This window comes from Candidatus Sulfidibacterium hydrothermale, assembly GCF_020149915.1.
Classification (GTDB): domain Bacteria; phylum Bacteroidota; class Bacteroidia; order Bacteroidales; family F082; genus Sulfidibacterium; species Sulfidibacterium hydrothermale.
Genome location: NZ_CP083760.1, coordinates 2,075,973 through 2,100,624, shown reverse-complemented (window position 1 = coordinate 2,100,624; position 24,652 = coordinate 2,075,973). Strand labels below are relative to the sequence as shown.

Genomic DNA, 24,652 nt, shown 5'->3' with positions numbered 1-24,652 from the left:
CGATTATGTTTCTTCTGTCTGTTGTGTAAAAATGGGGTGGGTTGATTTTCAGAATAGTAGGGTGTGCGAGTGTAGGCAAAGGAACGTTCGAGAGTACCAGTTCATAAAAACAAAAAGCAATTTAATGCGAAAATATTCAGCAAAAGAAAAAAAGCGTAATCATTTGATAGCAATAAAAAAACAAAAAGATGCTTTATGTTATTTCATTTTTTTATATATTTACCCTGTGAAAAATTCAATTTTATAGAATTTAATAACCAATTAAAATTATAGCGTATGAAAAGAAAATTACTTATTTACAAATTATCGGTATTTGTAATGTTATTGTTCATGGGCATGTACTCATATGCCCAAACCGGTTTAATTATATCGGAAGTTGCCGATCCGGCCGATCATTACGATGGCCGATTTGTTCAGTTGTTTAATCCTACAAGTGAGAGTATAGACCTTGATGCAGGAAACTGGTATCTTTCCCGCCAGTCTAATGGGGGAACTACCTGGGGAGATATTAAGCTTACAGGTACCATTGATGCCGGAAAAGTTTATCTCGTCGCCTATGATAGCGCGTTATTTAATTCTTACTATGGCTTTGATGCCAATCAAGCCAGTGGAAATATAAGCGGGAATGGCGATGATGGTTATTTCCTCTATCAAGGGGGGGATCATACTGCTGGTACCTTAGTTGATGCTTATGGCGTACTTGATCATGATGGCACAGGTGAAGCTTGGGAATATACTGACGGTAAAGCTGTACGTAATAGCGATATCGGAACGCCAAATACAACCTGGACCGCTTCAGAATGGACCATTACGAGTCCGGCAAATGTAGCGGACATGGATCCGGCAAATCACACCTATAATGCAGGAGGAGATGTTACCGCTCCTAAATGGACTACCGGATATCCGCAGGCTACCCGTGTTGAAGATACCCGGGCTACTCTTTTGGTAAATCTGGATGAACCTGCAGCGGTTTATTTTATTGTTGTTCCTGCCGGCTCGGATGCGCCTACGGCTGATGAAGTAAAAGCCGGTGTAGATTATGGCACAGTAACAGTATCGCAAAAAGATACCATTACTGTAGATAAAGCTGACGAAACGGTAGCTTATGAACTTACCGGAGTGCAGGCAAGTACCAGTGTTGATATTTATTTTGTGGCCGAAGATGCTTCCGGAAATTTACAAAGTGATCCGGTAAAATTAACGGTGACAACCACCGAAGCCCGGTCATTGACCATTACGAATCCGGCAGCCGGTACATCTTTCAATATTGGAGATACTATTAAAGTTGAATGGGATGCAAAGAATATTGATAGCCTTTTGGTGGGAGTTTACCCGGTAGCAGAAGGACTGGGCTCTTCTTTCTTGGTGGGAGGTCCTGTTTCGACTGCAGACGGCGGATATAGTTTTGTCGTTCCGCAGGAAGCTGAAGCCCGCGATTATGGCATCGTTTTATGGGATTATTATGACACTACTTTTAGAGAAAGAGTTTCTCCCATTACTGTGGTAGATAACCGTACCTTGACAATGACCAAACCCCAGGATGGAGATACCCTTTATCTTGGTGATACTTTGGTTGTTTGCTGGACCTCCAGTAATGTTGACAGTGTTTTGATTGGTGGTTATATCTCAGAAGATGGCCCTGATGGCGGATATTTCATGCTTACCGGTGATCCGGATCATTTTGATGAGTCTTCTTTCCGTCCTGTTGCCGCATCTGACGGATGCTTCAAAATGTATCTTGATCCTGATGAAATAGGTGGCTCTGTGAAAATAGACTCGCTGATTATCTGGAATGCAGCCTATATGCCGATGAAAGCTTACGCGCTAAATGTAGTGCTGTTGGATACAAGCCCATTGCATATTACTCATTCTGTACCGTCATTTGGAATGACTGATTATATAAACGGAAATGGAATCTATGCTGAGTTTAATTGTGATTCCATTGTTCCCGGAACAGGAAATCTTTATGTGAAGAAAGACGATGGTACGGTAGTAGCAACAATTGCTCCCAGTGATTTGGATATTCACGGTTCTTCTTTCTGGGTTTCTATGTCGAAAGACCTGGATCCGGGTGGATCTTATTATATTGAAGTGGATTCCGGATTTGTAAAAAGTTACGGAGAAGACAAAGTTTATCCCGGATTGAAAGACAAATCTTGGAACTTTACCGTAGCTAGCACCTCTATCTATTTCTCTGAGTATGTAGAAGGTTCAGGAAATAATAAAGCACTTGAAGTTTACAATCCTACGGGTGAAGATGTAAATCTGGATGATTATGTTATTGCCAGCTCTTATAATGGTTACGGATTAAATGATGAAGTTTATCACTTCCCCGAAGGAACCGTTTTGCATCCGGGTGATGTGTTTGTCCTGGCTAATGAAGATGCCGATTCCGCTGTTTTAAGTGTTGCTAATGATACTTTGAGATATAATGAAGGTGGCTATGTTTGTAGCTTTAATGGAGATGATGCCCGTATATTGATGAAAGTTGTTAACAATGGCTATGACCATATGTGGGTTGATGTTATTGGTGAGCCTTGGACCGATCCTGGTGATGGTTGGGAAGTGGCTGGTGTTGCCAATGCTACAAAAGACCATACTTTATTGAGAAAGAGTACGGTTAAAATAGGTTGTGTTGACTGGACAATGTCTGCTGGTACGGATGCCGATAATTCAGAGTGGATCGTAAAAGATGAAGATTATTTTGAAAATCTTGGCGAACCTACTCCAAGTGGAATCAGCGTTACCTTTAATGCCAATATGAGTTATGCACAAAACTTTGACCCGAAAAAAGATTCTGTATATATTGCCGGTACTTTCCCGGATGCCAATTGGAATGAACCCGGTACTAACCCGGCCCTGAGAATGTCTGATGCCGACAGCAATGGAATTTATACCATTACTATTACTTTCCCGAGTGCACAGGAAGTACAGTATAAATACTTCATCAATGCCGGATGGGGCGGTGGTGAATGGGATGGCGGTGATAACCGTAAAATAGATATCGCCCATGATACTACCGTAAATGACCTCTTTGGCTATATTGATAACCAGCCTCCGATGGTTGTGGAAAATGTTCCTTATAAGGAAGATTTTGAAGGCGTAACAGACGGTGATGCTTTAAACCTGAAAGGCTGGACTAATGTAAATACAGCTACCGGCGGAGCATTGTACTGGTTAGGTAAAGAATACAATTCTAACAAATACGCCCAGGTTTCTGCTTATAAATCACCTTCTTCTGGAGCTGATACGGTGTGGCTGATTACGCCGGCTATTAATCTGGATAACTCCACTGATGAAAAACTTTCGTTTGACATCAATGTGGGATACTGGAAACATAATGGACTGAAAGTCTTGCTTTCCACAGATTATGATCAAACAGCAGATGGAATTCAAAAGGCAACCTGGACTGATGTTACCTCTTCGTTTACCATTCCAACCGAACCAACGAGTGGTTATGGTACATTTGCTTCAGCAGGAACTTTGGATATTTCCGGTTATAGTGGAAATTTGAGTATTGCTTTTGTTTATACCGGCGATGCCGCTAATGGAGAAACCACAACGTATCAAATTGATAACGTAACGGTGGAAGGAACCACTACCGGTATTGCTAATATCGGATTGTCTGATAAAGTACAGCTTTATCCGAATCCGGGTAACGGTATCTTCAATATCGCAACAAACGGAATTCTCAAAGGTGCTGTAACCATGCGCGTGGTTGATGTAACCGGTCGCTTGGTTCTGCAGAAAAGATTTGAGCAGATTCCGTCTACTGTTAAAGTAGACATTAGCGCACAACCTGCTAATATTTACTTTATTACCCTTACCGGTGAAAATGCTACTATCGTGAAGAAATTCATGAAACGGTAACCGGGTTTTAATTTATAACCTTAAAAAAGGCCATCTGCTTCGGCGGATGGCCTTTTTCTATAAATCATGTTAAACACGACGAAACATCTAGATATTTATATAGATTTGCTGTATGAAACATGATATTATCCCAACGGCAAGAAAAGCCTTACAGATTAATCTGGATACCGATTTTTACGGAAGTTTTGCCGAAATTGGAGGCGGCCAGGAGGTGGCCCGGCAGTTTTTTGTGGCAGGAGGTGCTTCAGGAACAGTTGCTAAAACAATTTCAGCATACGACAAACGTTTTAGTGACGCCCGTTATAATGATAATAAACCGGGAAGGTATGTTTCGGAAGAACGTTTGATGAAAATGCTCCGAAAAGAATACCATGAAGTAGAGAAGCTGCTTTCGGAAAAATATACAGCCCGCACTTTTTTTGCTTTTGCCGATACGGTAGAAATTCTTAATTATTCAAAAACCAATTATGCTCACGGCTGGATGGGCGTAAAATTTCAATTGCATCCGGGAGGACGTTCCAATACGGTAGTACTTCATGTTAAATTGCTTGAGAACGACGGGGTTATGCAGCAAACAACGCTTGGCATTCTTGGGGTTAATTTGTTGTATGCCTGCAAAAATTTTTATGATGATCCGTCCCGTTTCTTAATATCATTGATGGATAATCTTTCGCCGGATCGTTTTTGCATTTCAGCCTTGCGGATGTCGGGACCTGATTTGGATTATGTGGATAACCGGCTTTTGGCTATTCAATTGGTACAGAATGGTATGGCTCATGCCATGATGTTTGATAAGAAGGGAAATGTTCAACAACCCTCGGATATGCTTTACAAGAAGAATGTGCTGGCATTTCGTGGAAGTTTTCGCCCCGTAACCTATGTAGTAAAAGATATTTTAAGGCAAAGCATCGAATTATTTCAAAAAGATGAATCTTATGAACCGGATAATACGCTTTCTTTTTGTGAAATAACATTGAATAATCTACTTACAGAAGGAGAAGAAGATTCCCGGGATTTTCTGGAAAGAATTGATATGCTGAATGCTATCGGACAGAATGTGATGATTTCCGATTTTAAAGAGTACTTCAAACTGGTCGATTTCTTTTCGCAATTTAAATTGAAAAACCTGCGAATAGTTATGGGCGTGCCTACACTCGAAAAGGTAATGGATAAGCGGTATTATGAAAACCTGAAAGGAGGAATCCTTCAGGCTTTGGGATTGCTTTTTCCTAAAAATACCAAATTGTATATCTATCCTACACTGAAAAAAGAGGAAAATAAAAAATACCTGATAACCTCCAAAGACATTTTTCTGTCGTCTGATATCCGGTTGTTATTTGGCTATTTGATTGAAAACCGGCTGATTCTGGATCTGGGAAGCGAGCTGCCGGAGCACTTATTTGTCAAATCACGTGAAGTGTTAAAGATGATACAGGAAAGAAATCCTGAATGGGAAAGATACGTACCGATGGATATCTCGAAAATTATTAAAGCAAAAGGACTTTTTGTAAAAAACTGATTGTTAGAAGCTTTTAAAAATCCTGGCCTGTGATATTCCCGGAGCTTTTACGTCAATATCCAGAAAGTAACCAAAAGGCGTTTGTTCACATTCGTAGTCTGCATTTTTCATACGGGCTTCTGCTGCGTCAAAAAGTTCTTTTGTAAAATGGGGATCCGCTTTGCTTTCTGATAAATGGGCAAAGGAGTGTAAAACAACTTTCCGGGTATTGTTCTTTTTGGCGCCCCATTTCAGGTTCTTTACCAATTTGGTTTCTACGGGTTTGCTGTTTTGCATATCCTGCTCTTCTGTTTGGATAAAAGCTACCAGCGCATCTTCAAAAACGCCGCCTTCGGTGATATCCGGAAAATCGGAAAGGGATTTATTTACCGGTTTATAGGCAAAGCGTTCGCAATAAATCATTAATAATTTCATAGTCATCAACTATTTATGCCTTTGTGGCTGTTGTGCTTAACATTCCGGTAAGTAAAAAACCACAAAGGATTTTGTACTGTTTTTTTTACAAAGATAAAAACTTCGGTTTCATTTTATGTACTTTTGTCTGGAAGAAAAAGAAGGCTATGAACATTCCTCTTGCAGAACAATTAAGACCGCGGACGCTGGATGAATTTGTTGGTCAGGATGAACTGACGGGTAAAAACGGCGTTTTACGGAAAGTCATTGAATCGGGAAAAATTCCTTCGATGATTCTTTGGGGGCCTCCGGGAGTGGGAAAAACAACCCTTGCACATATCATTGCAGAAAAACATGGCCTGAATTTTTATACGCTGAATGCAGTAAATGCCGGCGTAAAAGACGTAAGGAAAGTCATCGATTCGGCTTCGCAATATGCCGGACAGGCAATTCTTTTTATTGATGAAATTCATCGTTTTAGCAAATCGCAACAGGATTCCTTGCTGGGAGCTGTGGAAAAAGGAATTATCCGGCTGATTGGTGCTACTACAGAAAATCCTTCTTTTGAGGTAATTTCTCCTTTGCTATCGCGATGCCAGGTTTATATTTTAAAACCATTAAGAGAAAAAGAACTTAATATTCTGGTAGATAAGGCGGTAAAACGTCTTTCGGAACAATATGGTATTCCGGTGGAAGTTACTGAGACCGGAACGTTGTTTCGGATTTCCGGAGGGGATGCCCGGAAGCTTTACAATGCGTTGGAATTATTTGCCGAGCAACATTACCGGGAAGGCGAAAAACTGGTAGTGAATAACAAAAACCTTCAGCAAACCATTCATGAGAATTTGGTAATGTATGACAAGCAGGGAGAAATGCATTACGATATTGTTTCGGCTTTTATTAAATCATTGCGCGGGAGTGACCCTAATGCCGCGGTTTACTGGCTGGCGCGGATGGTGGAAGCCGGAGAAGATCCTAAATTTATTGCCCGGCGCATGCTGATTTTGGCTTCGGAAGATATCGGAAATGCTAATCCCAATGCTTTATTGCTGGCCAATACCTGCTTTGATGCTGTAAGTAAGATAGGCTGGCCGGAAAGTCGCATTATTCTTTCGCAAACAGCGATTTATTTAGCATCATCGCCCAAAAGCAATGCCGCTTACAAGGCGATCAACAAAGCCCAGTCATTGGTGAAAAAAACCGGAAACCTTCCGGTACCTCTTCATTTGCGGAATGCACCCACCCAACTCATGAAAGAACTGGAATACGGAAAGAATTACCGTTATGCCCATGATTACGAAGGGAATTTTACGGAGCAGGAGTTTTTCCCAGAAAAACTTAGCGGAACAGTTCTCTACGATCCGGGAAATAATCCGCGAGAACAGGAAATGCGAAAATCACTGAAAAACAAGTGGAAAAACCGTTACCGGTATTAGCTTTTGTCGGCTACAATTTTATATTTTCTTAGTACAGGAACAACCTTACTGCTGTTTAACGTAAAGGTGTATTTCAAAAGACGATCATTAATCAGATGCCGTAACCGGTTCCGGTGTGCCGATTTATCAATATATCCCAAAAGGTCGTCTTTTGCCAGTTTCCACTGGTCAATAGACATTTTGGCTGCATCACAATCGGTAGAAAAACCATATTTTTCAATTAAAATTGATGACAAAGCACCGGCAAACAGGCTGTCTTCCATGTTTACCCGGTTTTTCCATCCGGCACACAAAATCACCACATTTTTATCTTTTTTGTAAAGCCACTCGGCTAAAGCGTCAAGATTGACAAAACTACCAATGGCAATGTCGGAAGCTCCGGATGCCATTTTAATGGCACGGGTACCATTGGTAGTGGAATAAACAATTTCTTTTCCTTTAAAAATTTTATGGAAAAAAGAAGTGGCCGAATTATCCAGATGGGCAAATTTTACTTTTTTTCCTCCTCGTTCGGCTGCAACAATGTATCCGAGCCGCGCCAGAAAACGGGCATGACGTATTCGTTTTACCGGAATAATGGCTTTTACTCCATAATCCAACGCCGCACATATAGAAGTCGTTGCGCGGAAAACATCGACTACCACAACAACATAAGGCCTCGGAGTTGAAATGTTTGTAAACAACCCCGGAGCCAGTATCACTTCTATATTCTTTTTTTTAGCCATCTATCCTTTATAAAACGGCGGACGGGTTACCACTGCTTTTAAAAGTTTGTTACGTACTTTAATAAATATTTCGGATCCCTCTTTCCAAAACGGTTTGTCAAGATAAGCCATGCCAATTCCTTTGTGCAACATGGGGGACATGGTACCGGAGGTAACGGTTCCGATCGTATTTCCTGCTTCGTCAGTAACTTCATACCCATGACGGGGAATTCCTTTGTCCACCATGATAAAACCTTTTAACCGCCGGGGAACCCCGTTGGCCTTTTGTGCTTCAAACAACGGGCGGTCAATAAAATCATTTCCCTCCGTAAATTTGGTAATCCAGCCCAGTCCGGCTGCAATGGGAGAAGTTGTATCATCAATGTCATTACCATACAGGCAAAAGCCGGATTCCAGACGTAAAGTGTCCCGTGCTCCTAAGCCAATGGGTTTTATTCCATATTCTTTGCCAGCTTCCAAAACCGCGTTGTAAATTTCTTCGGCTTTATCGTTTGGCATGTATATTTCGCAACCACCCGAACCGGTGTAGCCCGTAGTTGAAAAAATAATATCAGGAACACCGGCAAACGTAAGTACTTTAAAGGTGTAATACGGCATGTCGGTAACCGTTTCGTCGGTCAGTTTTTGCATTGCTTTTAAAGCCAGCGGTCCCTGCACAGCCAGCTGGGAAATTTCATCGGAAGCATTGGTAAGTGTAGCTCCCATCGTATTGTGTTTGTTAATATGTTGCCAGTCTTTTTCGATGTTGGCAGCATTGACTACCAGAAGATATTTTTCAGGATTAAAACGGTAAACCAGTAAATCGTCCACAATGCCCCCTTTTCCGTTAGGGAAGCAGCTGTATTGCACTTTGCCATCGGTGAGGGCTGCTACATCGTTGGTGGTTACTTTTTGAACCAGATCAAAAGCATGGGGGCCTTCTACCCAGAATTCCCCCATGTGCGAAACGTCAAACACGCCCAGTTTTTTACGAACGGTTTCGTGTTCAACATTAATACCTTCAAATTGTACCGGCATTTCCCATCCGGCAAATTCTACCATTTTTGCGCCCATTTTATGATGCATGGCATTTAAAGCAGTCTTTTTCATTATGATAAGCTTGTAATTGTTTTTTTAAATTTTGCGTCGCAAAGGTAATGATTTCCAATAGAAAAAATGAAGGCTTTTAAAGCGATTTTAGCAGTTGATGTCCGATGCTGCAATGTAAGCACTGTTTAGGATTGCAGTAATATTTTTTTAGGCGCAGAAGCGCCTGGCTTTGCAAAGCATTGTCGGGGATTAAGCCCAAAGCCGAAAAATGACGGGTAATGCGATTCTTTTCTGCCGGAAGTTGTGCCAGCCAGTTCAATGCTTTTTCCGACAATTCTGGTTGTTCCATTTGCCGGCTGTAAACAAAAAGAAAAGGGATAATGGTATTGATTAAGAGAATGAAAATAGATGTTTTGCCCATTTTTGTGGAATGGAGAGGAGATGACTTTTCCCACTGATAATGGGTTTTCCAGTAAACGGAAGCTTGTGTTTGTAACAGATTGATTACATCGGTTAGTTGTTTGCTTTCGAGCATTTTTTGCAGCAAAGAGGTTGAACGGTAAAAAAGACCGGCAAATTGGGCTATCCGCAGGGTGGGGAAATTGGATGGATGCGTACGCATAAATCGCCAAATGCCCGGATCTAAAGCGGTTAAATTGTATTTTTTAGATAAGAAACGATACTCTTGTTGTAACTGGTGCGGATAATTATCGGAAAAAGGCTGATTAAGCATCCCGGCTTGTCCGAACAATAAGGCTTCAATTTGTAGGAGATGGTTTTTGTGCTTGGCAAGAACAGAATAAGGCAGACGGCGCGCAAGTTGTGCAAAAGCCTGATTATTAATTTGAAACCCGTAATTTTCTAATAATTTTTGATAAAACATTTCGCGGAAATCGTTTTTTTCGGATGCCAATAGCCTTTCCATTTCCCGGGCCTTTCTTTCCAAGCGCTCAATAGCCAAGCGGTACAGCCAGTTTGTTATGTGGAAATGTCCTGCTCGGGTAATCAGGTTTTCGCAAGGAATCCAGCGTTTTGAAGCCAAAAAGTTGCGATAGGTATGAAATAGTTTTTCATCGAATTTTTCCTTCAAAACAAGGGTCGGGAGGCGTTCTCCATTACGGCGGACAACCGGATGGTCATCCGTATACACCACATGTAAAATTACATTATCGTATTGATGATCGTGCTGATGCCCGTGTTTGTACCAGTCAGACGACCGGACATGAATTTCTACGTTTCCGGCCCACAATGTAGTGCCTATTTTTATCCGGGCGTTGAAAAAATCAGGGCCGCTGTTAGTATTCCGTTGACCGGGGTGAAGAATGCAAAAGGTTTCGTTTTGTGTTCCGTTAAGGCATTTTCCCTGAAAATGGTATTGCCACAGATAATAAAGAAATTCTTCATTCATCGGGGTAAATTTTCACAGGACTAAGTTAAATAAATTTGTCCAGAGCAGAGTAGGGGGAACATTGTAAATTGATAGCGCTTTGAAGGGATAAATTTATTTACAAAAGTTAATTTTTAATTTCCGGAAGATGGAAAATTTGTAGTTTACAAATGTAAATCGCAAAAAGAACATCTAACAGGCAGAATAAAGATTATATCATAATAGATTAATATACAGGCGTTAATAGGACGTTATTCGTTTATTGTTGGTTACAGATGTAAATAGCTTTGAAATAATTTTTGCGTATTCCATTTAAAACATTAAAAACCAGATGTATAAAGGTTATAATATAAAAAATTATTCAGATAATTACAAAAAAGAATAACTGATTTTCAGAATGTTAATGATATTGATTAAACTATTATAAATCAATTGAATAATAAACGGATTATATAATTTACTTTAATAAATGTAGTGTTTACAAAAGTACACTAATGGAAATTTACACTTTTGTATCATTAATTGCCAAAAAACGGTTACATTTGTAAATAAATTTTGTGCTATGATTTCCCGGATAAAAATGATTATGGACCATTATCAAATGAAGCCGGCGCAGTTTTCGGATGCAATAGGTATGCAGCGTTCTGCCCTTTCTCATGTTTTGTCGGGCCGAAATAAGCCGAGTCTTGATTTTGTTCTTCGTATAAAAAAACGTTTTCCGGAAATACGTTTGGATTGGTTGCTGCTCGGAAAAGGTGAGATGTTTGTTTCTGATTCGGTTGAGAAAGAAGATTCGGTTGAAAAACAACCGTCTTTCTCTTTTCAGGAATCGGAATTCCGGAATGAAGCAGAAAAGACAGGAAACTTAGGAAATAGCCCGCCCGCAACGCAGGAAAAACCGGGTGGGCGTGAAGATGTTCAGGATCAGGCAGTTCAATTTGCTACTTTAGCTGATCAGGCGGAGCGGATTGTGATTTTTTACCCGGATCAGACTTTCCGCGATTATCGTCCCCGGAAAAAATAGGGTATAAAAAAAGCCCGTATTCAAAATACAGGCTTTTTATTGCTTTTCGGTTATTGTTTATACCCAATCTCTCTTTGAAAAGAAAAATCCGGCTTCAATTTGTGCGTTTTCATCGCTGTCAGAGCCATGAACCGCATTGGCTTCGATATTGGTTCCATACAAAGCACGGATAGTTCCTTCTGCCGCTTCTGCCGGATTGGTAGCCCCAATGTAATCACGATAGGCTTGTACAGCATTTTCTTTTTCCAGTACAGCAGCCACAATAGGACCGGACGACATGAAATCGGTTAATCCGTCATAAAAAGGACGTTCTTTGTGTACGGCATAAAAAACTTTGGCTTCTTCCTTGGTTAAGCGGGTCAGTTTCATAGCTTTAACTTTGAATCCGCCTTCAATAATTTTTGCCAGAATGTCTCCCATATGGCCGTTTTCCATGGCCTTGGGTTTAATCATGGTAAAGGTGATATTTCCACTCATTGTTCAACTGTTTAATTTAAAATCGGGGCAAAGGTAATCCTTTTTGTTTTTCGGTAAAGAAAATATGTTTGAGTGACTGATTTACAAAAATTACCTTGGATAACTGTTTGATCTTATGGACTGAAAACGATTATTTTACTAAAGGGTATTTAAGTAGCGTACTACTTTGGCAAAGTCTTCCTGCTTTTGTAAATGGATTTTTTCTTTCTTCAGAAAAGATTTTAATTGTTTCTGATGATTCGGAAATTGTTTCAGCAAACTTTTATCAGTGGTTATAGGGGTAGCCGGTTTCTGGCCGATTTTAATATAAAAAGTCTTGCTGATTTCTGAAAAATGTTCCGGTTTCGCCGGGGTATAAGGCTTTTCTGGTGTTGCTGGTATCAAATAAACTTTGTACCGGATTAATCCGCTGACTTTTCCGGGAACCAATACCTGGAAATAGCCCGAGTTTACTTTATTTTTCTTCTGGAAATAGGGCGTGTAAATAAAAGTGGTATCCCCCATTTTGTATGCAGAAATTTTAAATTGGTCTTTCAGTGCGTAGATTTTTCCATCGGCTGTTTTGCACTCTATATTGTCAGTGTAAGCGTTATAACGCAACCACATCGGAGGAAAATGCAAGTTTTCTTTACTTTCTAATTCCCCTTTTTTAAAATCTTTTTCGATGTACGGATTGCCTGCAATGGCTTTAGGGGCAATGAAATTTCTACCATTTTTCATTTCCTGAAAACGCCACGTATCATCAACGGCTTCCATTACAGGGACATCTTGTGAAAAGGCTTTAAAAGTAAGCAGGGCAAAAAAAGCAACCAGAATGTATTTTTGCATAATTTTCGGTTTAATTAAATTTGAATATCAAAATGAAATACTTTTTTAAGAACGGTATATATCCCGGTTTTGGTATGACAGATTGGGCTATTTCTCTTAGCCTTTACAAAGGTAAACATTCTGTATCGAAAAAATATGAAGAAAAAGAAAATAAATTTTTTAAATTTATTTAGATTGTATTAAAATAACAATTATCTTTGTGGCGTGATTTAAGTTTTAAACTTAATTACAGGTTAATTTTTTGGGTTTTCCCCCGTCATGGGGGTAGGTTAATGTGAAGAGAGCTTCTGCCGCCCGGCAGAAGCTCTCTTATTTTATTTAACACCGTTTGAATGAATCAGTGACCGATTATTCAAACAATCGAATAGACTTTTGAATGATTTCGATGGCTTGTTTCAACTCTTCTTCTGAAATAACCAATGGGGGAGCAAACCGGATGATATGGTCGTGAGTGGGTTTGGCCAGTAATCCGTTTTCTGCCATTTTCAGGCAAACATCCCAGGCGGTTTTTCCGTTTTTGGGTTGAATGACCACGGCGTTTAACAATCCTTTTCCACGAACAATGGAAACCATATCGGATGTTTCTGCAAAGCGGCTCATTTCATCCCGGAAAATTTTCCCTAGTCTTTCGGCTCTTTCGGCCAGTTTTTCTTCTTTTACTACTTCCAATGCAGCAATAGCTACGCGGGCAGCAACCGGATTGCCTCCAAAGGTAGAACCATGTTCTCCCGGTTTGATTGTCAGCATAATATCGTCATCAGCCAAAACAGCTGAAATGGGATATACGCCTCCGGAGAGGGCTTTTCCGAGGATCAGAACATCCGGGCGGACTCCTTCATGGTCACAAGCCAGTAATTTTCCTGTGCGGGCAATACCGGTTTGTACCTCATCGGCAATAAACAGAACGTTTTTGGCTTTACACAATTCGTAAGCTTTTTTCAGGTAACCTTCGTCCGGAACCATTACTCCGGCTTCGCCCTGAATAGGTTCAACTAAAAAACCGGCTACATTGGGATCTTCCAATGCTTTTTCCAGTGCTGGGAGGTCGTTGTACGGAATGGTGATGAATCCTGGTGTATACGGACCAAAATCGTTTTTGGCATCCGGGTCGGTAGACATGGAAATGATGGTAATTGTCCGGCCGTGAAAGTTGTTGGCACAAACAATGATTTTGGCTTCGTTCTCCGGAATTCCTTTTTTGGTATAAGCCCATTTGCGGCACAGTTTCAAAGCCGTTTCATCGCCTTCGGCGCCCGAGTTCATGGGGAGTACTTTATCGTATCCGAAATATTCGGTGATATATTTTTCGTAAACACCTAAAGCATCGTTGTAAAAAGCACGTGAAGTAAGGGTGAGCTTCTGTGCCTGTTCGGTAAGGGCTCCGACAATTTTAGGGTGACAATGTCCTTGATTCACTGCTGAATAAGCGGAAAGGAAATCAAAATATTCTTTTCCTTCCACATCCCATACACGACATCCTTTTCCGCGTGACAAAACTACCGGCAAAGGATGGTAATTGTGGGCTCCGTATTGATCTTCCAGTGCAATGGCCTGTTTTGAAGTGATTTTCTCTGACATATTGATAATATTTAATGATGATTTGTTCTGTTGTTTACCTTTGCTTTTCCGGTTACAAAGGTAGGCTTATTTGCCGAATGATGGATGAGCCCCGGAGGAAATTCAGGGTTTTACGTAAAAAGATTTTTTTTCGCTTTTTTAGAGCAAATGCCGGAAGGGCAGAAGTAACCATTCGAAGAATTTATCGATAGGGGGCCGGTTTTTCCATTGTTCGTAAATAAAGGGAATGGTGTTTTGTGCTGTTTCGGATACATGCTGTGCCACCTGCCGGCTGATCATTTTTTGCTTTCCAAACAACATGATTTCAAACATATACCGGAAACTCCTGTAATCGAAATTACACGATCCGATGGCAAAATGTTTTTTATCTACCAAAAAAAGTTTGGCGTGTAAATTATTGGGTTCGTAAAAAAGAAACTGAATGCCCTTTTTTGATAAGGGGCCTAAATATTTATTTCGTAAAATATCAACCAAACTGACATCTGATTTTTTAGGAAGATAAATATGTATCTTGACCCCGCGGGCAGCAGCATCCATCAGGTTTTTGCGCAATAAAAAACCGGGAAGAAAGTAGGGGGTTTCAATTTCTATGGTGGATTGGGCTTTTTTAATTAGTTCAATAAATTTATTATTGATTTTTTTTCGGGTAATTAAGGGCACATCTCTGACAATCTCAAAGTCTCCGTAATGTACGGGACGGGTGTAGTAAGCTTTACTGAAGATGTATCGGTTGTAAATTTTGTAGTCTTGCAAAAAAAGTTTTTTCAGCACTTCTGTTATGCTGTGTTCCATTCTCAGAACGGATTCGCGCCAGTTTAGGTTATAACCGGTGATGTTGGATGATCCGATGTAGCTGATTTTGTCATCAATGAGTAATAATTTCCGGTGATTGCGGCGATGACTCCGGGTAAAAAAGTCGAAATTGTATTTTATTTTCTTAAAAAAACGGACCTCTCCGCCGGCCCGGATCAGCGAAGAAAAAAAACCGTTTCGAACACCGGCGCCACCCCAATAGTCAATAAGCAGTTTAATTTTCACCCCTTTTTTTGCCGCTTCGGTAAGCTTATCGCGGAAACGTTCGCCAATCACATCATTCCCCAAGCGAAAAGTTTCGAGATAGACGTATTTTTTCGCTTTGGCAATGTCATCCAGCATTTTGTCGTAAAATTTCCACGGGTCGGAAAACAATTGAAAACGAGAGGTTTTTTCCATTTTTGTTGTAGAATGAAATAACATGCAATTCTCGGCATGAAGATACGAATAATTAAAATGGTATGACGGAAAATCCTTCGATTATTCTGGCGGAATGTTGTATTTTGATGCTTCTTTCCGGGCTTTCCGGTAGAGGAAAAAAGCAAGTAAAACGATAATCAGCAAAAGAAACAGTCCGATGGAGATAAGGGTGTAGGTTTTCAGTTTTGTTTCTTTGCGTTTGCTCTCCTGAAGCAGTGCTTTTCGTTGTTGAAGCAAAGAGTCAATTTTAAAATGGGCTTCCAGTTCGGCAATGCGGCTTTCTTCCAGTTTTTGGGTTAGTGTATCGCGGTTTTGTTCAAAAAGATTATAATACTTATTAAAAAGATCAAATTGTCCCAGTGCAGCGTAACATTTAAAAAGTCCTTTGTAACTGCCGTTAACATATTCTTTTAACCCGGTTTCATGGGCAATGGCTAAACATTTTTTGAACTCCGGCAATGCTTTTTTGAAAGCGTTGATTTCAAGCAGTGCTCTTCCTTTGTTCATTGCTACCATGCTCAGCCCGGTCTTGTCGCCGATTTCTTCATAAAGCCGTTGGCTTTCATCAAAGAGCGAGAGAGCCTGGGTTTGTAATCCCATATGGCTGTACAAAACGCCCAGATTACATTTTACCAATGCAATACCTCCTTTGTCATTCAGCTCTTCTTTCATTTGCAGAACCCGGTTATATAACACTTCTGCCTTTTTGTATTCTTTCAGATGGTCGCTGTAGATATCGGCTATATTATCCAAAACCCGTGAGAGCTTGCGGGTATCGCCGGTTATGGCATAAATTGCTCTGGCTTTATTCAGGTACATCAGGGCTTTATCATATTCTCCAATTTGAGTATAAATGATGGCAATGCTGTTGTAAGCCATAGCAATACCGTTTTTATCATCTGAACGGATAAAGTTTTGCAGTGCTTCAAAATAAAATTTTAAAGCATCATGATAATTTTTCCGGTAGTATTCAATATTTCCCATATTGATCAGCGAAGTGGCTTCTCCGCCAAGATTTCCAAGTTCTTTTTCAATAAGCCAGGAAGCTTTGTAATAGTATGCGGCACTGTCAAAACGGGCCTGACTTTCGTATACCAATCCTATATTATTTAAACAGTTCGATTGGCCTTTCAGGTTCCCGGCTTCCCGGTAGTCAAGTAATCCTTTTTTAAAGTATTGGAAAGCATGTGGCATATCGCCCCAATAAAAGTAACTGACTCCCATCGTTTTTTTAGCTAATCCTGTCAGGTTTTTATCGTTCAATCGGGTTGCCAGGTCCAAAGCTTTTTGGTAATATGTTTTGCAATCGTAAACGGAAGTGTTCCGGTAATTTTCTGATAATTGAATGTATAACGAAACTTTTTGTTTTCCGGTGGCGGTATTGACCAATTGTTTTAAGCTGTCGGTAACCAAAACCGGCGAGGCTGTCAAATTCCATGATAATGACAGTAAAAAGAAACCGATGAGCCTTTTCCCTTTCATCCTGTACTGCAAAGATAAAATTATTTTTAGTCTAAAGACTCTTCGTTCAGGCTTTTTGGGGGAAATCCTGATCTCTTGGCAAAGTTTCTGTTATTCGTTTATCTTTGCCGCTAAAAGAAGATTTATCATGATCAGGTCGATGACAGGTTACGGTAAAGCAACCACCGTAGTACAGCATCAGAAAATTATCGTTGAGATTCGTACACTCAACAGCAAACAGTTGGACCTTAATATGCGCCTTCCCCAATCGTTTCGTGAAAAAGAAATTGCATTGAGAAATTTGCTGCGTGAGGGACTGAAACGGGGAAAAGCCGATTTTTCCATATCAAGAGAACAGGCTGAGAAAGAGGATGGTCCTGTTTTAAATAAACCGGTGGCTTTGCGTTATTATCGTGAATTGAAGTCGTTGGCATCTGAAGTAGGAGCCGGAGAAAAGGAAGATTATCTGGCCATTATAGCCCGGTTTCCGGAAATATTTGCCTGGGAAGATATTTTACCTGATGAGAAAGAATGGACACAAATTTTTGATGCGGTGCAAGAAGCGGTCAATCAGGTTGATCAATTCAGAAAACAGGAGGGAAGTGTGTTGGAAAAAGATTTCCGTCAGCGCATTGCTTCCATCTTGTCGTTGTTGCAAAAAGTAGATGCTTATGAAGAAAAACGCATCGGACGTATCAAAGAACGTATCGTAAAAAATCTGAACGAACATTTGAACGATGTTCATTTTGATAAGAACAGACTAGAGCAAGAATTGATCTATTATATAGAAAAACTGGATGTTACAGAAGAAAAGGTGCGCCTGAAAAAGCATTGTAATTACTTTTTGGAAGTGATGGACGGCGAAGAGGTGGCCGGAAAAAAACTAGGATTTGTTTTACAGGAAATGGGTCGTGAAATCAACACACTCGGATCAAAAGCCAATGATGCGGATATGCAGAAAATTGTGGTGTTGATGAAAGACGAACTGGAAAAAATGAAAGAACAAATGTTAAATATTTTGTAAATGGCCGAAAACAAAGTACAGCAAAAAGGAAAACTGATTATTTTTTCTGCACCTTCCGGTTCAGGAAAAACCACTTTGGTGCATTATGTTATGGCGCATGTGCCGCATCTTGCTTTTTCTGTTTCTGCTACCAGTCGTCCGCCCCGGCCGGGTGAGAAAGATGGTGTGGATTATTATTTTCTGAGCGTGGAAGAGTTTAAAAAAAAGATAAAAGAAGGGGCTTTTGTGGAGTGGGAAGAAGTGTATGAAAACCAGTTTTATGGCACTTTGCGTTCCGAGGTAGAACGTATCAGAAACCGTGGCGATTCGGTGGTTTTTGATGTAGATGTAAAAGGTGGAGTTCATCTGAAAGAAATTTATGGCAACAATGCCTTGTCTGTTTTTGTAAAACCACCATCGCTTGCTGTTCTTGAACAAAGATTGCGTCATCGATCTACGGAAACGGAAGAAAGTCTGCGTAAAAGACTTGATCGTGCTGCTTTTGAGCTTACTTTTGAGCCTAAATTTGATAAAGTTATTGTAAATGATGTGCTTGAAAAAGCACAAGAACAGGCCGTGCAGATTGTACGCAATTTTCTGGAAACAGAAAGGGTTTAGAAACCTGAAAAAATATACGAAACAATGAAAAAAATTGTCTTACCCCGTTACGAAAAAAATATTATCAGGGCAGTGCGCAGTTTGCGTGTTGAAGCCTGCGAACTTCCTGAATTAAATAAAAATGAAGTATTGATTCAGGTACATGCAGCCCCTTGCAATCCTTCGGACATTGCTTTTTTAACCGGAGAATATAACATTGTAAAACCTTTGCCGGCCGTACCTGGTTTTGAAGGATCGGGAGTGGTAATTGATGCAGGCGAAGGTGCCGAAGATCTGATTGATAGTAAAGTTAGTTTCTTCATTCAGGAAGAAGATTGTGGCAGTTGGTCGGAATATGTAGTTTCTGACCGGAAAAAACTGGTGGTTCTGGATAATGCGATGGATATGGATCAGGCAGCCTGTTTTGCGATTAATCCTTTTACGGCAAGAGGTTTGCTGGATATCGCTTTATTGCGTGAAAATCGTGCAATTATTCAAAATGCTGCCGGAGGCCAGGTGGCTGCTTTTATCCGGCAGATGGCGTCGGATATGGAGATTGAAGTGATTGATATTGTGCGAAAAGAACGTACGGTAGAAAGGCTGCAAAATGAAGGAGCCCGGTATGTTTTGCTGGAAAGTGACCCGCAGTTTGAAGAAAAGCTGGAAAAGCTGGCCAAAAAACTGGATGCCCGGCTTGCTTTTGATGCAGTAGGTGGTGAACTGGCCGGAAAAATTTTTAATGCCATGCCTGCCGATGCGGAGCTGGTAGCTTATGGCGGTTTGTCCACAAAACCGATTTCGGGGATTCATTCTATGGACTTGATTTTTAAGGATAAAATAATCTCCGGATTTAATCTCCCTGAATGGCGCGAGCAGATGGAAGATGACTATTTTGAACAAATTTCACAGGAAATGCAAAGCCTTTTCATCAGCGGAGAATACCAAACGAAAATCCAGGGCAGTACTTCGTTTGAAAAAATCAGTGACGGACTTATTCATTGCCTGCGGAACCTGAGCAAAGGAAAAATGCTGATAAAGGCTTTTGATAAAGAGTAAACACAATTAAGCATAAAAGTGGTGAAAAAACCGGGTCTTTCGGAAAAAGGGAAAAAAGTCGGTTTGTTGTTCGGATCTTTCAACCCGATTCATTCCGGCCATTTGATCCTGGCCAATTATATGGCGGAATTCACTGACCTGGATGAAGTTTGGTTTGTGGTATCGCCGCAAAATCCGTTGAAAGAAAAATCATCGCTTTTGCCCGAAATTCATCGTTTGGCACTGGTCAGGCTGGCGGTAGAAGACCAGTTACGATTGAAAGTTACCGACATCGAATTTAAGATGCCGAAACCATCGTATACCATTGATACTTTAACCTGGTTATCTGATAAATACCCGCAAAATACATTTGCAATGATTTGTGGAACCGATATTTTTACCCATTTTCATAAATGGAAAAATTATCGGGAAATCCTGAAAAATTACTGGATCTATGTTTATCCCCGGACCGGTTCAAAAATAGGAAAATACTCCGGTTACCCTCATGTTGTACTGTTTGATGCGCCGGTTATGGAGATTTCGGCCAGCTTTATCCGGAAGGGAATTCGTGAAAAGAAAAACATGGCTTTCTGGATGCCTGAGAAGGTTTATCAATACATTTTAGAAATGCACTTTTACGAAAAATAAAGTCGTTTGATGCTTCTGTTTTTTGTAAAGTGCCTGAAAATTAGTTTTTTCTGTTATTCATATGGATCGGTAACCGGAATTACATAAAACTCGCCGGTACGCGGGTCTTTGTAAAATTTACTATACCCGTTAATGCTTTCGATATTAGCATCTACTGAACCTTTGATAAAAACAGTGTTATCCACATCTACCGACCCGGTTACTCTCAATGCAGAATCTACCGAAATACGACGGGGTGAAACCTGGGGAATAATTCCTGCATTTTGAAAAATTAAAACCCAAATACCTACGGCAATCATGACCAGTGTGACTTTAATAAAGCGTGTATTCAGTTCCATGGCTTTCTTTTTTGAATTTTCTGTTCAAAAATATTCAATTTTTGTCAGATAATCTCTTTTTACAGAGAGAAACAAAGATTTTTTGACAACGGGTATTTTTGGGCTTCTTTTTTAAGAATTCCGCAGGGTAAGGCATTCTAAAAACCAAAAAGGAGAAGTGGTTAGCTTCTCCTTTTTGGTTTAAAGTGTTAATATTCAAATTTTTCCAGTTTGAAGGTTTCTCCATCGAAAACCCCGTAAGAAAAATGCGAAATCCAGTCGCCGATAATAACCAGCGTACTTTTTTCATTAATAGGGGTTGTAACCGGCATATGGCGGTGTCCGAAAACAAAAAAATCTACTTCAGGAAACTTTTCGGCCATTTTTAAAGCATAATGAAAAAGCATTTCGTTTTCTTTTTCAAAACGGGCTTCTTCTTTTCCTGCCCGGCTCATTTTGGCAATCCGGCTCCGGCGTGAGAAATAATTTCCCATCCAAGCCCCCACATCGGGGTGTAACCAGCGAAATAAAAACTGATTGGGCTTGAATTCAAAAATTGCTTTTAAGAATTTATAGCTTTTGTCGCCGGGTCCCAAACCATCACCATGGGCAAGATAGAATGTTTTTCCCGCCATTTCGCGGATCAACGGTTTCCGGTGGAGTTGAATTCCCACTTCCTCTTTCAGATAACTAAAAGCCCATAAATCATGATTCCCACGAAAGAGATGAACCGGAATCCCTGAATCGGTGATTTCGCCCAGTTTTCCAAGAAGCCGGACAAAACCCTTAGGGACAACGGTTTTATACTCAAACCAGAAGTCAAATATATCGCCCATGAGAAAAATTTCTGCTGCGTTGGCACGAATACTTTCAAGCCACCTGACCAACTTTTTTTCCCGTTCAAGACTTCCGGCATGGTTGGGTATTCCCAAATGGAAATCAGAGACAAAATATATGGCTTTTTCTTTCAAGCGCTTAAATTACAAGCTTTTAATAACGTCCTTAATGATGGTTATCAGTTTAGGAGTAACCTGCTCAACAGCTGCCAATACTTCCTGGTGCGAAATCTGGATGATTTTTCCTTTTACTCCCAAATCAGAAATCACGGAAACGGCAAATACAGGCATGTTCATGTGTCGTGCAACAATTACTTCCGGAACGGTTGACATTCCCACGGCATCAGCTCCTAACGTCCGGATATAGTAATATTCCGAAGGCGTTTCGTAAGTAGGACCGGGAGTTCCGGCATAAACACCGGTTTTGTAATGAATTCCATGTTGACGGGCTACGCGTGTGGCGATGCTTAACAAATGTTTGTCATACGCTTCACTCATATCCACAAAACGGGGACCCAGCTCATCGATATTTGGGCCAATGAGTGGATTGGGTAACAGGTTGATGTGGTCTGTGATGAACATGATGTCTCCTACTTCAAAATCAGGATTTACCCCTCCGCTGGCGTTGGAAACAAATAAATATTCAATTCCCAGTTGTTTGAAAACACGTACCGGAAAAGTTACTTCTGCCATGGTGTAGCCTTCGTAATAGTGAAAACGGCCTTGCATGGCTACCACATCTACACCGCTCAGCTTTCCGAAAATCAGTTGACCTTTATGGCCTTTAATGGTGGAAACCGGAAAGTTGGGGATATCGGAATAAAGGATTTTCTCACTAACTTCAATGTCGTTGGCCAGATCGCCCAATCCTGAACCTAAAATAATGGCTACTCGTGGTTTAACGGATATTTTTGTTTGAATGTACCGGGCGGTTTCTTTGATTTTCTCTAACATAACTCAATATTTGATGATTAAACTTCTGCGCATCCTCCCCGTGAAATTTTACCTTAATGGGTACATAAACCACAGGCAGGTCTTTCAGCAGGCGAAGATAGGGAGAATTTATTAACCGCATGGCATCTTTTTCGGTAGTAACAATAATCTTCTTATGTGAGAAATATTCATCCCAGGTTTTCTTAATTTGTAAAATATCCTGTTCCGTATAGGAGTGATGATCCGGAAAATCTATGGTAATCAGTTCTCTGCAACGATAGCGAAGGTAGTCTTTCAATGGATACGGGTTGGCAATACCGGTAAACAGAATAATGGCACTGTATTTTCTTTCAAAACGGGTTTCTTCAAAGGACGGGAACCGAACAGGATGCTGATAGGTTTGATAAGAAAAATAAACATTCTGCCCGGGCTGTGGTTTGATCTTATCCAAAAGAATACGCTTAACAATAGGAGAGAGTACTTTATCTGTTTTTGTTACCACAATGATGTCGGCTTTTTTGGCCCTGTATTTCAGGTCGCGCAATTTTCCGGCCGGGACAAGATAATCGTCCGTATAAAGTCGGCGATAATCAGTCAGTAAAATAGAAAGACCGGGTTTTATGAAACGATGTTGCATGGCATCATCCAGAATAATTGCCTCCGGAGGGGTTTCCATTTCTTGCAACTTTTTTACTGCACGGCATCGGTTTTTATCAACAGCTACGTATATCTGTTCCCCGAATTTTCGCTGGTATTGCATGGGCTCGTCTCCAATATCCTGAAAAGTGGAATCTTTTCCGGCCAGGACATACCCTTTGCTTTTCCGCATATAGCCGCGGCTTACAATGGCAACCCGGTAGTTTTTTTTCAACAGGCGCGTAAGATATTCGGTATGGGGAGTTTTTCCGGTACCACCAAGTGACAAATTCCCCACACTGATGGTTGGAATATCAAAACTCTTGGATGGTAACATACCCGTATCAAACAAAAGATGCCTGAAACGCAGTACCAGCCCATAAATGAATGAGAATGGCAGCAATAAAATTTTCAGCATGGAAAAGATAAAAATTTACGATCCCTACAATTCTTTAATTTTGCGTAAATTTAGAAAAAATTGTAAATGAAATGGTTTCGTCGCGGAAAAAATTTATTCACAAAACAAAATGAATAAAAAAGGTAATTTCGAGATTAGAAAACCATTTGAGTATGACAAAAAATTTTGTGTATGATGAAAGTTGGAGAGATTATTGAATATTTGGAGCAAATAGCCCCGTTGTCCCTTCAGGAAAGCTACGACAATGCGGGACTGCTTACCGGAAATAAAGACCAGGAAGTTCATAAAGCTTTGATTACCCTTGATGTAACTCCTGAAGTGATGGAAGAAGCCATCGCAGAAAAAGCAGAATTGATTATTGCTCATCATCCGGTCATTTTTCACGGACTGAAACATTTAAGGGGAGAGGATATGGTGGAAAGGATTGTGATTCAGGCCATCAAGAACGATATTGCTCTTTATGCCATTCATACTAATCTGGATAATGTAGCATCTGGTGTTAATGCGCGGCTGGCGGAAAAAATAGGGCTACAGAATACACGCATACTTGCTCCAGAAGGATCATTGAAAAAACTGGTGGTTTATGTTCCTGTTGCGGAGTCGGAAAAAGTACGTGCGGCCATATTGGATGCCGGAGCCGGCCACATCGGAAACTACAGCCATTGTAGTTTTGGTGTGCCGGGTGAAGGTACATTTAAAGCCATGGACGGTGCGCATCCTTTTGTGGGCAACATTGGCGAATTGCATCGTGAAAAAGAAATCCGTATCGAAACCATTGTGCCCGATTACCTGCTCCAAAATGTTGTGCAAGCCATGCTCCAGGAACATCCGTATGAAGAACCGGCCTATGATATTTTTCCATTGGACAATAAAAATGCGTTGACCGGAGCCGGATTAATTGGAGAACTTCCGGAAGCAGTTCCTCCGCTGGAATTTTTGCAGCAACTAAAAAATAACCTGCAGGCACAAGGAATTCGCTATGGTGTTTTGGTTCCGAAAGAGATCAAAAAAGTAGCGCTATGCGGCGGTAGTGGCAGTTTTTTAATGCATAAAGCTTTTGCTGCCGGAGCCGACGTTTTTGTTACTGCCGATTTGAAATACCACGATTTTTTCCTTTTTCAGAAACAGATGCTTTTGGTAGATGCCGGACATTATGAGACAGAACAATTTACCAAAGAATTATTATTTGATTTATTAACCAAAAAATTTCCTAATTTTGCACTCCAAATTTCAAAATATAATACAAATCCGGTTTCGTTTTTATAGACA

Annotated in this window: 22 protein-coding genes; 9 read left to right on the top strand and 13 right to left on the bottom strand. The window is 40.5% G+C overall.

All coding sequences use genetic code 11. The annotated features are described in order from the left end of the window. Nucleotides 1–276 precede the first annotated feature (276 nt). Complete coding sequence (locus LA303_RS08450; protein WP_240524843.1) at nt 277–3,870, top strand: T9SS-dependent choice-of-anchor J family protein; 3,594 nt, start codon at nt 277–279, stop codon at nt 3,868–3,870. A 112-nt stretch (nt 3,871–3,982) separates the two neighbouring features. Beyond that, nucleotides 3,983–5,389 carry a TonB-dependent receptor gene (locus LA303_RS08445; protein WP_240524842.1) on the top strand — a complete coding sequence of 469 codons (1,407 nt, stop codon included), beginning with the start codon at nt 3,983–3,985 and terminating at the stop codon, nt 5,387–5,389. A 3-nt stretch (nt 5,390–5,392) separates the two neighbouring features. Here the strand turns inward: LA303_RS08445 and LA303_RS08440 are convergent, their stop codons facing one another. Further along, the gene (locus LA303_RS08440) at nt 5,393–5,803 is read right to left on the bottom strand and encodes a threonyl-tRNA synthetase editing domain-containing protein (RefSeq protein ID WP_240524841.1); all 411 of its coding nucleotides are present in this window, start codon (nt 5,801–5,803) and stop codon (nt 5,393–5,395) included. Between the two features lie 146 nt (nt 5,804–5,949). Here LA303_RS08440 and LA303_RS08435 point away from each other — a divergent pair, with 146 nt between their 5' ends. Next, on the top strand, nt 5,950–7,218 hold the full coding sequence (locus LA303_RS08435) for a replication-associated recombination protein A (protein WP_240524840.1): 1,269 nt from the start codon (nt 5,950–5,952) through the stop codon (nt 7,216–7,218). Here LA303_RS08435 and LA303_RS08430 read toward each other — a convergent pair. The 3 genes from LA303_RS08430 to LA303_RS08420 all read right to left on the bottom strand — a co-directional run bounded on the left by LA303_RS08430 (nt 7,215) and on the right by LA303_RS08420 (nt 10,380). Continuing rightward, entirely contained in the window at nt 7,215–7,943 is a 729-nt protein-coding gene (locus tag LA303_RS08430) for a 2-phosphosulfolactate phosphatase (protein ID WP_240524839.1), read from the bottom strand. The two genes, LA303_RS08435 and LA303_RS08430, sit on opposite strands and share 4 nt — an antisense overlap. After that, the gene (gcvT, locus tag LA303_RS08425) at nt 7,944–9,032 is read right to left on the bottom strand and encodes a glycine cleavage system aminomethyltransferase GcvT (protein WP_240524838.1); all 1,089 of its coding nucleotides are present in this window, start codon (nt 9,030–9,032) and stop codon (nt 7,944–7,946) included. It lies immediately after the preceding gene. A 76-nt stretch (nt 9,033–9,108) separates the two neighbouring features. Beyond that, entirely contained in the window at nt 9,109–10,380 is a 1,272-nt protein-coding gene (locus tag LA303_RS08420; RefSeq protein ID WP_240524837.1) for a DUF2851 family protein, read from the bottom strand. Nucleotides 10,381–10,921: 541 nt separating this feature from the next. On the opposite strand from LA303_RS08420, the gene LA303_RS08415 reads away from it, so the two are divergent. Then, complete coding sequence (locus LA303_RS08415) at nt 10,922–11,383, top strand: helix-turn-helix domain-containing protein (protein ID WP_240524836.1); 462 nt, start codon at nt 10,922–10,924, stop codon at nt 11,381–11,383. A 57-nt stretch (nt 11,384–11,440) separates the two neighbouring features. On the opposite strand, the gene LA303_RS08410 is transcribed toward LA303_RS08415, so the two are convergent. From LA303_RS08410 to LA303_RS08390, 5 genes are all read right to left on the bottom strand, one after another. Next, a complete protein-coding gene (locus LA303_RS08410; protein ID WP_240524835.1) occupies nt 11,441–11,860 on the bottom strand; it encodes a nucleoside-diphosphate kinase in 420 nt (139 codons plus the stop codon). Nucleotides 11,861–11,998: 138 nt separating this feature from the next. Further along, nucleotides 11,999–12,688, bottom strand: a complete 690-nt coding sequence (locus LA303_RS08405; protein WP_240524834.1) for a hypothetical protein — start codon at nt 12,686–12,688, stop codon at nt 11,999–12,001. Between the two features lie 348 nt (nt 12,689–13,036). Continuing rightward, nucleotides 13,037–14,266, bottom strand: coding sequence for an ornithine--oxo-acid transaminase (gene rocD / locus LA303_RS08400; RefSeq protein ID WP_240524833.1), 1,230 nt, complete (start codon nt 14,264–14,266; stop codon nt 13,037–13,039). 138 nt (nt 14,267–14,404) lie between these two features. Then, nucleotides 14,405–15,478: a phospholipase D-like domain-containing protein gene (locus tag LA303_RS08395; protein ID WP_240524832.1), complete on the bottom strand. Its 1,074-nt coding sequence runs from the start codon at nt 15,476–15,478 to the stop codon at nt 14,405–14,407. A gap of 81 nt (nt 15,479–15,559) precedes the next feature. Beyond that, on the bottom strand, nt 15,560–16,993 hold the full coding sequence (locus LA303_RS08390; RefSeq protein WP_240524831.1) for a tetratricopeptide repeat protein: 1,434 nt from the start codon (nt 16,991–16,993) through the stop codon (nt 15,560–15,562). Between the two features lie 115 nt (nt 16,994–17,108). On the opposite strand from LA303_RS08390, the gene LA303_RS08385 reads away from it, so the two are divergent. The 4 genes from LA303_RS08385 to nadD are packed head-to-tail and all read left to right on the top strand — an operon-like array spanning nt 17,109 to nt 20,243. Then, nucleotides 17,109–17,984 (top strand): YicC/YloC family endoribonuclease, encoded by an 876-nt coding sequence (locus LA303_RS08385; RefSeq protein WP_240524830.1) that lies wholly within the window; start codon nt 17,109–17,111, stop codon nt 17,982–17,984. Next, nucleotides 17,985–18,581, top strand: a complete 597-nt coding sequence (gene gmk / locus LA303_RS08380) for a guanylate kinase (RefSeq protein ID WP_240524829.1) — start codon at nt 17,985–17,987, stop codon at nt 18,579–18,581. A gap of 24 nt (nt 18,582–18,605) precedes the next feature. Next, nucleotides 18,606–19,616, top strand: coding sequence for an alcohol dehydrogenase catalytic domain-containing protein (locus LA303_RS08375; protein ID WP_240524828.1), 1,011 nt, complete (start codon nt 18,606–18,608; stop codon nt 19,614–19,616). Nucleotides 19,617–19,634: 18 nt separating this feature from the next. After that, on the top strand, nt 19,635–20,243 hold the full coding sequence (nadD, locus tag LA303_RS08370; protein WP_240524827.1) for a nicotinate (nicotinamide) nucleotide adenylyltransferase: 609 nt from the start codon (nt 19,635–19,637) through the stop codon (nt 20,241–20,243). Between the two features lie 53 nt (nt 20,244–20,296). On the opposite strand, the gene LA303_RS08365 is transcribed toward nadD, so the two are convergent. The 4 genes from LA303_RS08365 to lpxK form a co-directional block, all read right to left on the bottom strand. Continuing rightward, the gene (locus tag LA303_RS08365) at nt 20,297–20,581 is read right to left on the bottom strand and encodes a hypothetical protein (RefSeq protein WP_240524826.1); all 285 of its coding nucleotides are present in this window, start codon (nt 20,579–20,581) and stop codon (nt 20,297–20,299) included. Nucleotides 20,582–20,769: 188 nt separating this feature from the next. Beyond that, nucleotides 20,770–21,531, bottom strand: coding sequence for a UDP-2,3-diacylglucosamine diphosphatase (locus tag LA303_RS08360; protein WP_240524825.1), 762 nt, complete (start codon nt 21,529–21,531; stop codon nt 20,770–20,772). Nucleotides 21,532–21,540: 9 nt separating this feature from the next. Beyond that, entirely contained in the window at nt 21,541–22,350 is an 810-nt protein-coding gene (locus tag LA303_RS08355) for a purine-nucleoside phosphorylase (RefSeq protein ID WP_240524824.1), read from the bottom strand. After that, on the bottom strand, nt 22,295–23,383 hold the full coding sequence (gene lpxK / locus LA303_RS08350) for a tetraacyldisaccharide 4'-kinase (protein ID WP_240524823.1): 1,089 nt from the start codon (nt 23,381–23,383) through the stop codon (nt 22,295–22,297). Before lpxK ends, LA303_RS08355 begins: the two co-directional genes overlap by 56 nt. A gap of 174 nt (nt 23,384–23,557) precedes the next feature. Here lpxK and LA303_RS08345 point away from each other — a divergent pair, with 174 nt between their 5' ends. Further along, nucleotides 23,558–24,649 carry a Nif3-like dinuclear metal center hexameric protein gene (locus tag LA303_RS08345; RefSeq protein WP_240527124.1) on the top strand — a complete coding sequence of 364 codons (1,092 nt, stop codon included), beginning with the start codon at nt 23,558–23,560 and terminating at the stop codon, nt 24,647–24,649. The last annotated feature ends 3 nt before the right edge of the window (nt 24,650–24,652 follow it).

What these genes read in the sequence shown, in the direction of transcription:
- LA303_RS08450 (WP_240524843.1), top strand. Translation starts at nt 277, where the DNA reads ATGAAAAGAAAATTACTTATTTACAAATTATCGGTATTTGTAATGTTA.
- LA303_RS08445 (WP_240524842.1), top strand. Translation starts at nt 3,983, where the DNA reads ATGAAACATGATATTATCCCAACGGCAAGAAAAGCCTTACAGATTAAT.
- LA303_RS08440 (WP_240524841.1), bottom strand. Translation starts at nt 5,803, where the DNA reads ATGAAATTATTAATGATTTATTGCGAACGCTTTGCCTATAAACCGGTA.
- LA303_RS08435 (WP_240524840.1), top strand. Translation starts at nt 5,950, where the DNA reads ATGAACATTCCTCTTGCAGAACAATTAAGACCGCGGACGCTGGATGAA.
- LA303_RS08430 (WP_240524839.1), bottom strand. Translation starts at nt 7,943, where the DNA reads ATGGCTAAAAAAAAGAATATAGAAGTGATACTGGCTCCGGGGTTGTTT.
- gcvT (WP_240524838.1), bottom strand. Translation starts at nt 9,032, where the DNA reads ATGAAAAAGACTGCTTTAAATGCCATGCATCATAAAATGGGCGCAAAA.
- LA303_RS08420 (WP_240524837.1), bottom strand. Translation starts at nt 10,380, where the DNA reads ATGAATGAAGAATTTCTTTATTATCTGTGGCAATACCATTTTCAGGGA.
- LA303_RS08415 (WP_240524836.1), top strand. Translation starts at nt 10,922, where the DNA reads ATGATTTCCCGGATAAAAATGATTATGGACCATTATCAAATGAAGCCG.
- LA303_RS08410 (WP_240524835.1), bottom strand. Translation starts at nt 11,860, where the DNA reads ATGAGTGGAAATATCACCTTTACCATGATTAAACCCAAGGCCATGGAA.
- LA303_RS08405 (WP_240524834.1), bottom strand. Translation starts at nt 12,688, where the DNA reads ATGCAAAAATACATTCTGGTTGCTTTTTTTGCCCTGCTTACTTTTAAA.
- rocD (WP_240524833.1), bottom strand. Translation starts at nt 14,266, where the DNA reads ATGTCAGAGAAAATCACTTCAAAACAGGCCATTGCACTGGAAGATCAA.
- LA303_RS08395 (WP_240524832.1), bottom strand. Translation starts at nt 15,478, where the DNA reads ATGGAAAAAACCTCTCGTTTTCAATTGTTTTCCGACCCGTGGAAATTT.
- LA303_RS08385 (WP_240524830.1), top strand. Translation starts at nt 17,109, where the DNA reads ATGATCAGGTCGATGACAGGTTACGGTAAAGCAACCACCGTAGTACAG.
- gmk (WP_240524829.1), top strand. Translation starts at nt 17,985, where the DNA reads ATGGCCGAAAACAAAGTACAGCAAAAAGGAAAACTGATTATTTTTTCT.
- LA303_RS08375 (WP_240524828.1), top strand. Translation starts at nt 18,606, where the DNA reads ATGAAAAAAATTGTCTTACCCCGTTACGAAAAAAATATTATCAGGGCA.
- LA303_RS08365 (WP_240524826.1), bottom strand. Translation starts at nt 20,581, where the DNA reads ATGGAACTGAATACACGCTTTATTAAAGTCACACTGGTCATGATTGCC.
- LA303_RS08355 (WP_240524824.1), bottom strand. Translation starts at nt 22,350, where the DNA reads ATGTTAGAGAAAATCAAAGAAACCGCCCGGTACATTCAAACAAAAATA.
- lpxK (WP_240524823.1), bottom strand. Translation starts at nt 23,383, where the DNA reads ATGCTGAAAATTTTATTGCTGCCATTCTCATTCATTTATGGGCTGGTA.
- LA303_RS08345 (WP_240527124.1), top strand. Translation starts at nt 23,558, where the DNA reads ATGAAAGTTGGAGAGATTATTGAATATTTGGAGCAAATAGCCCCGTTG.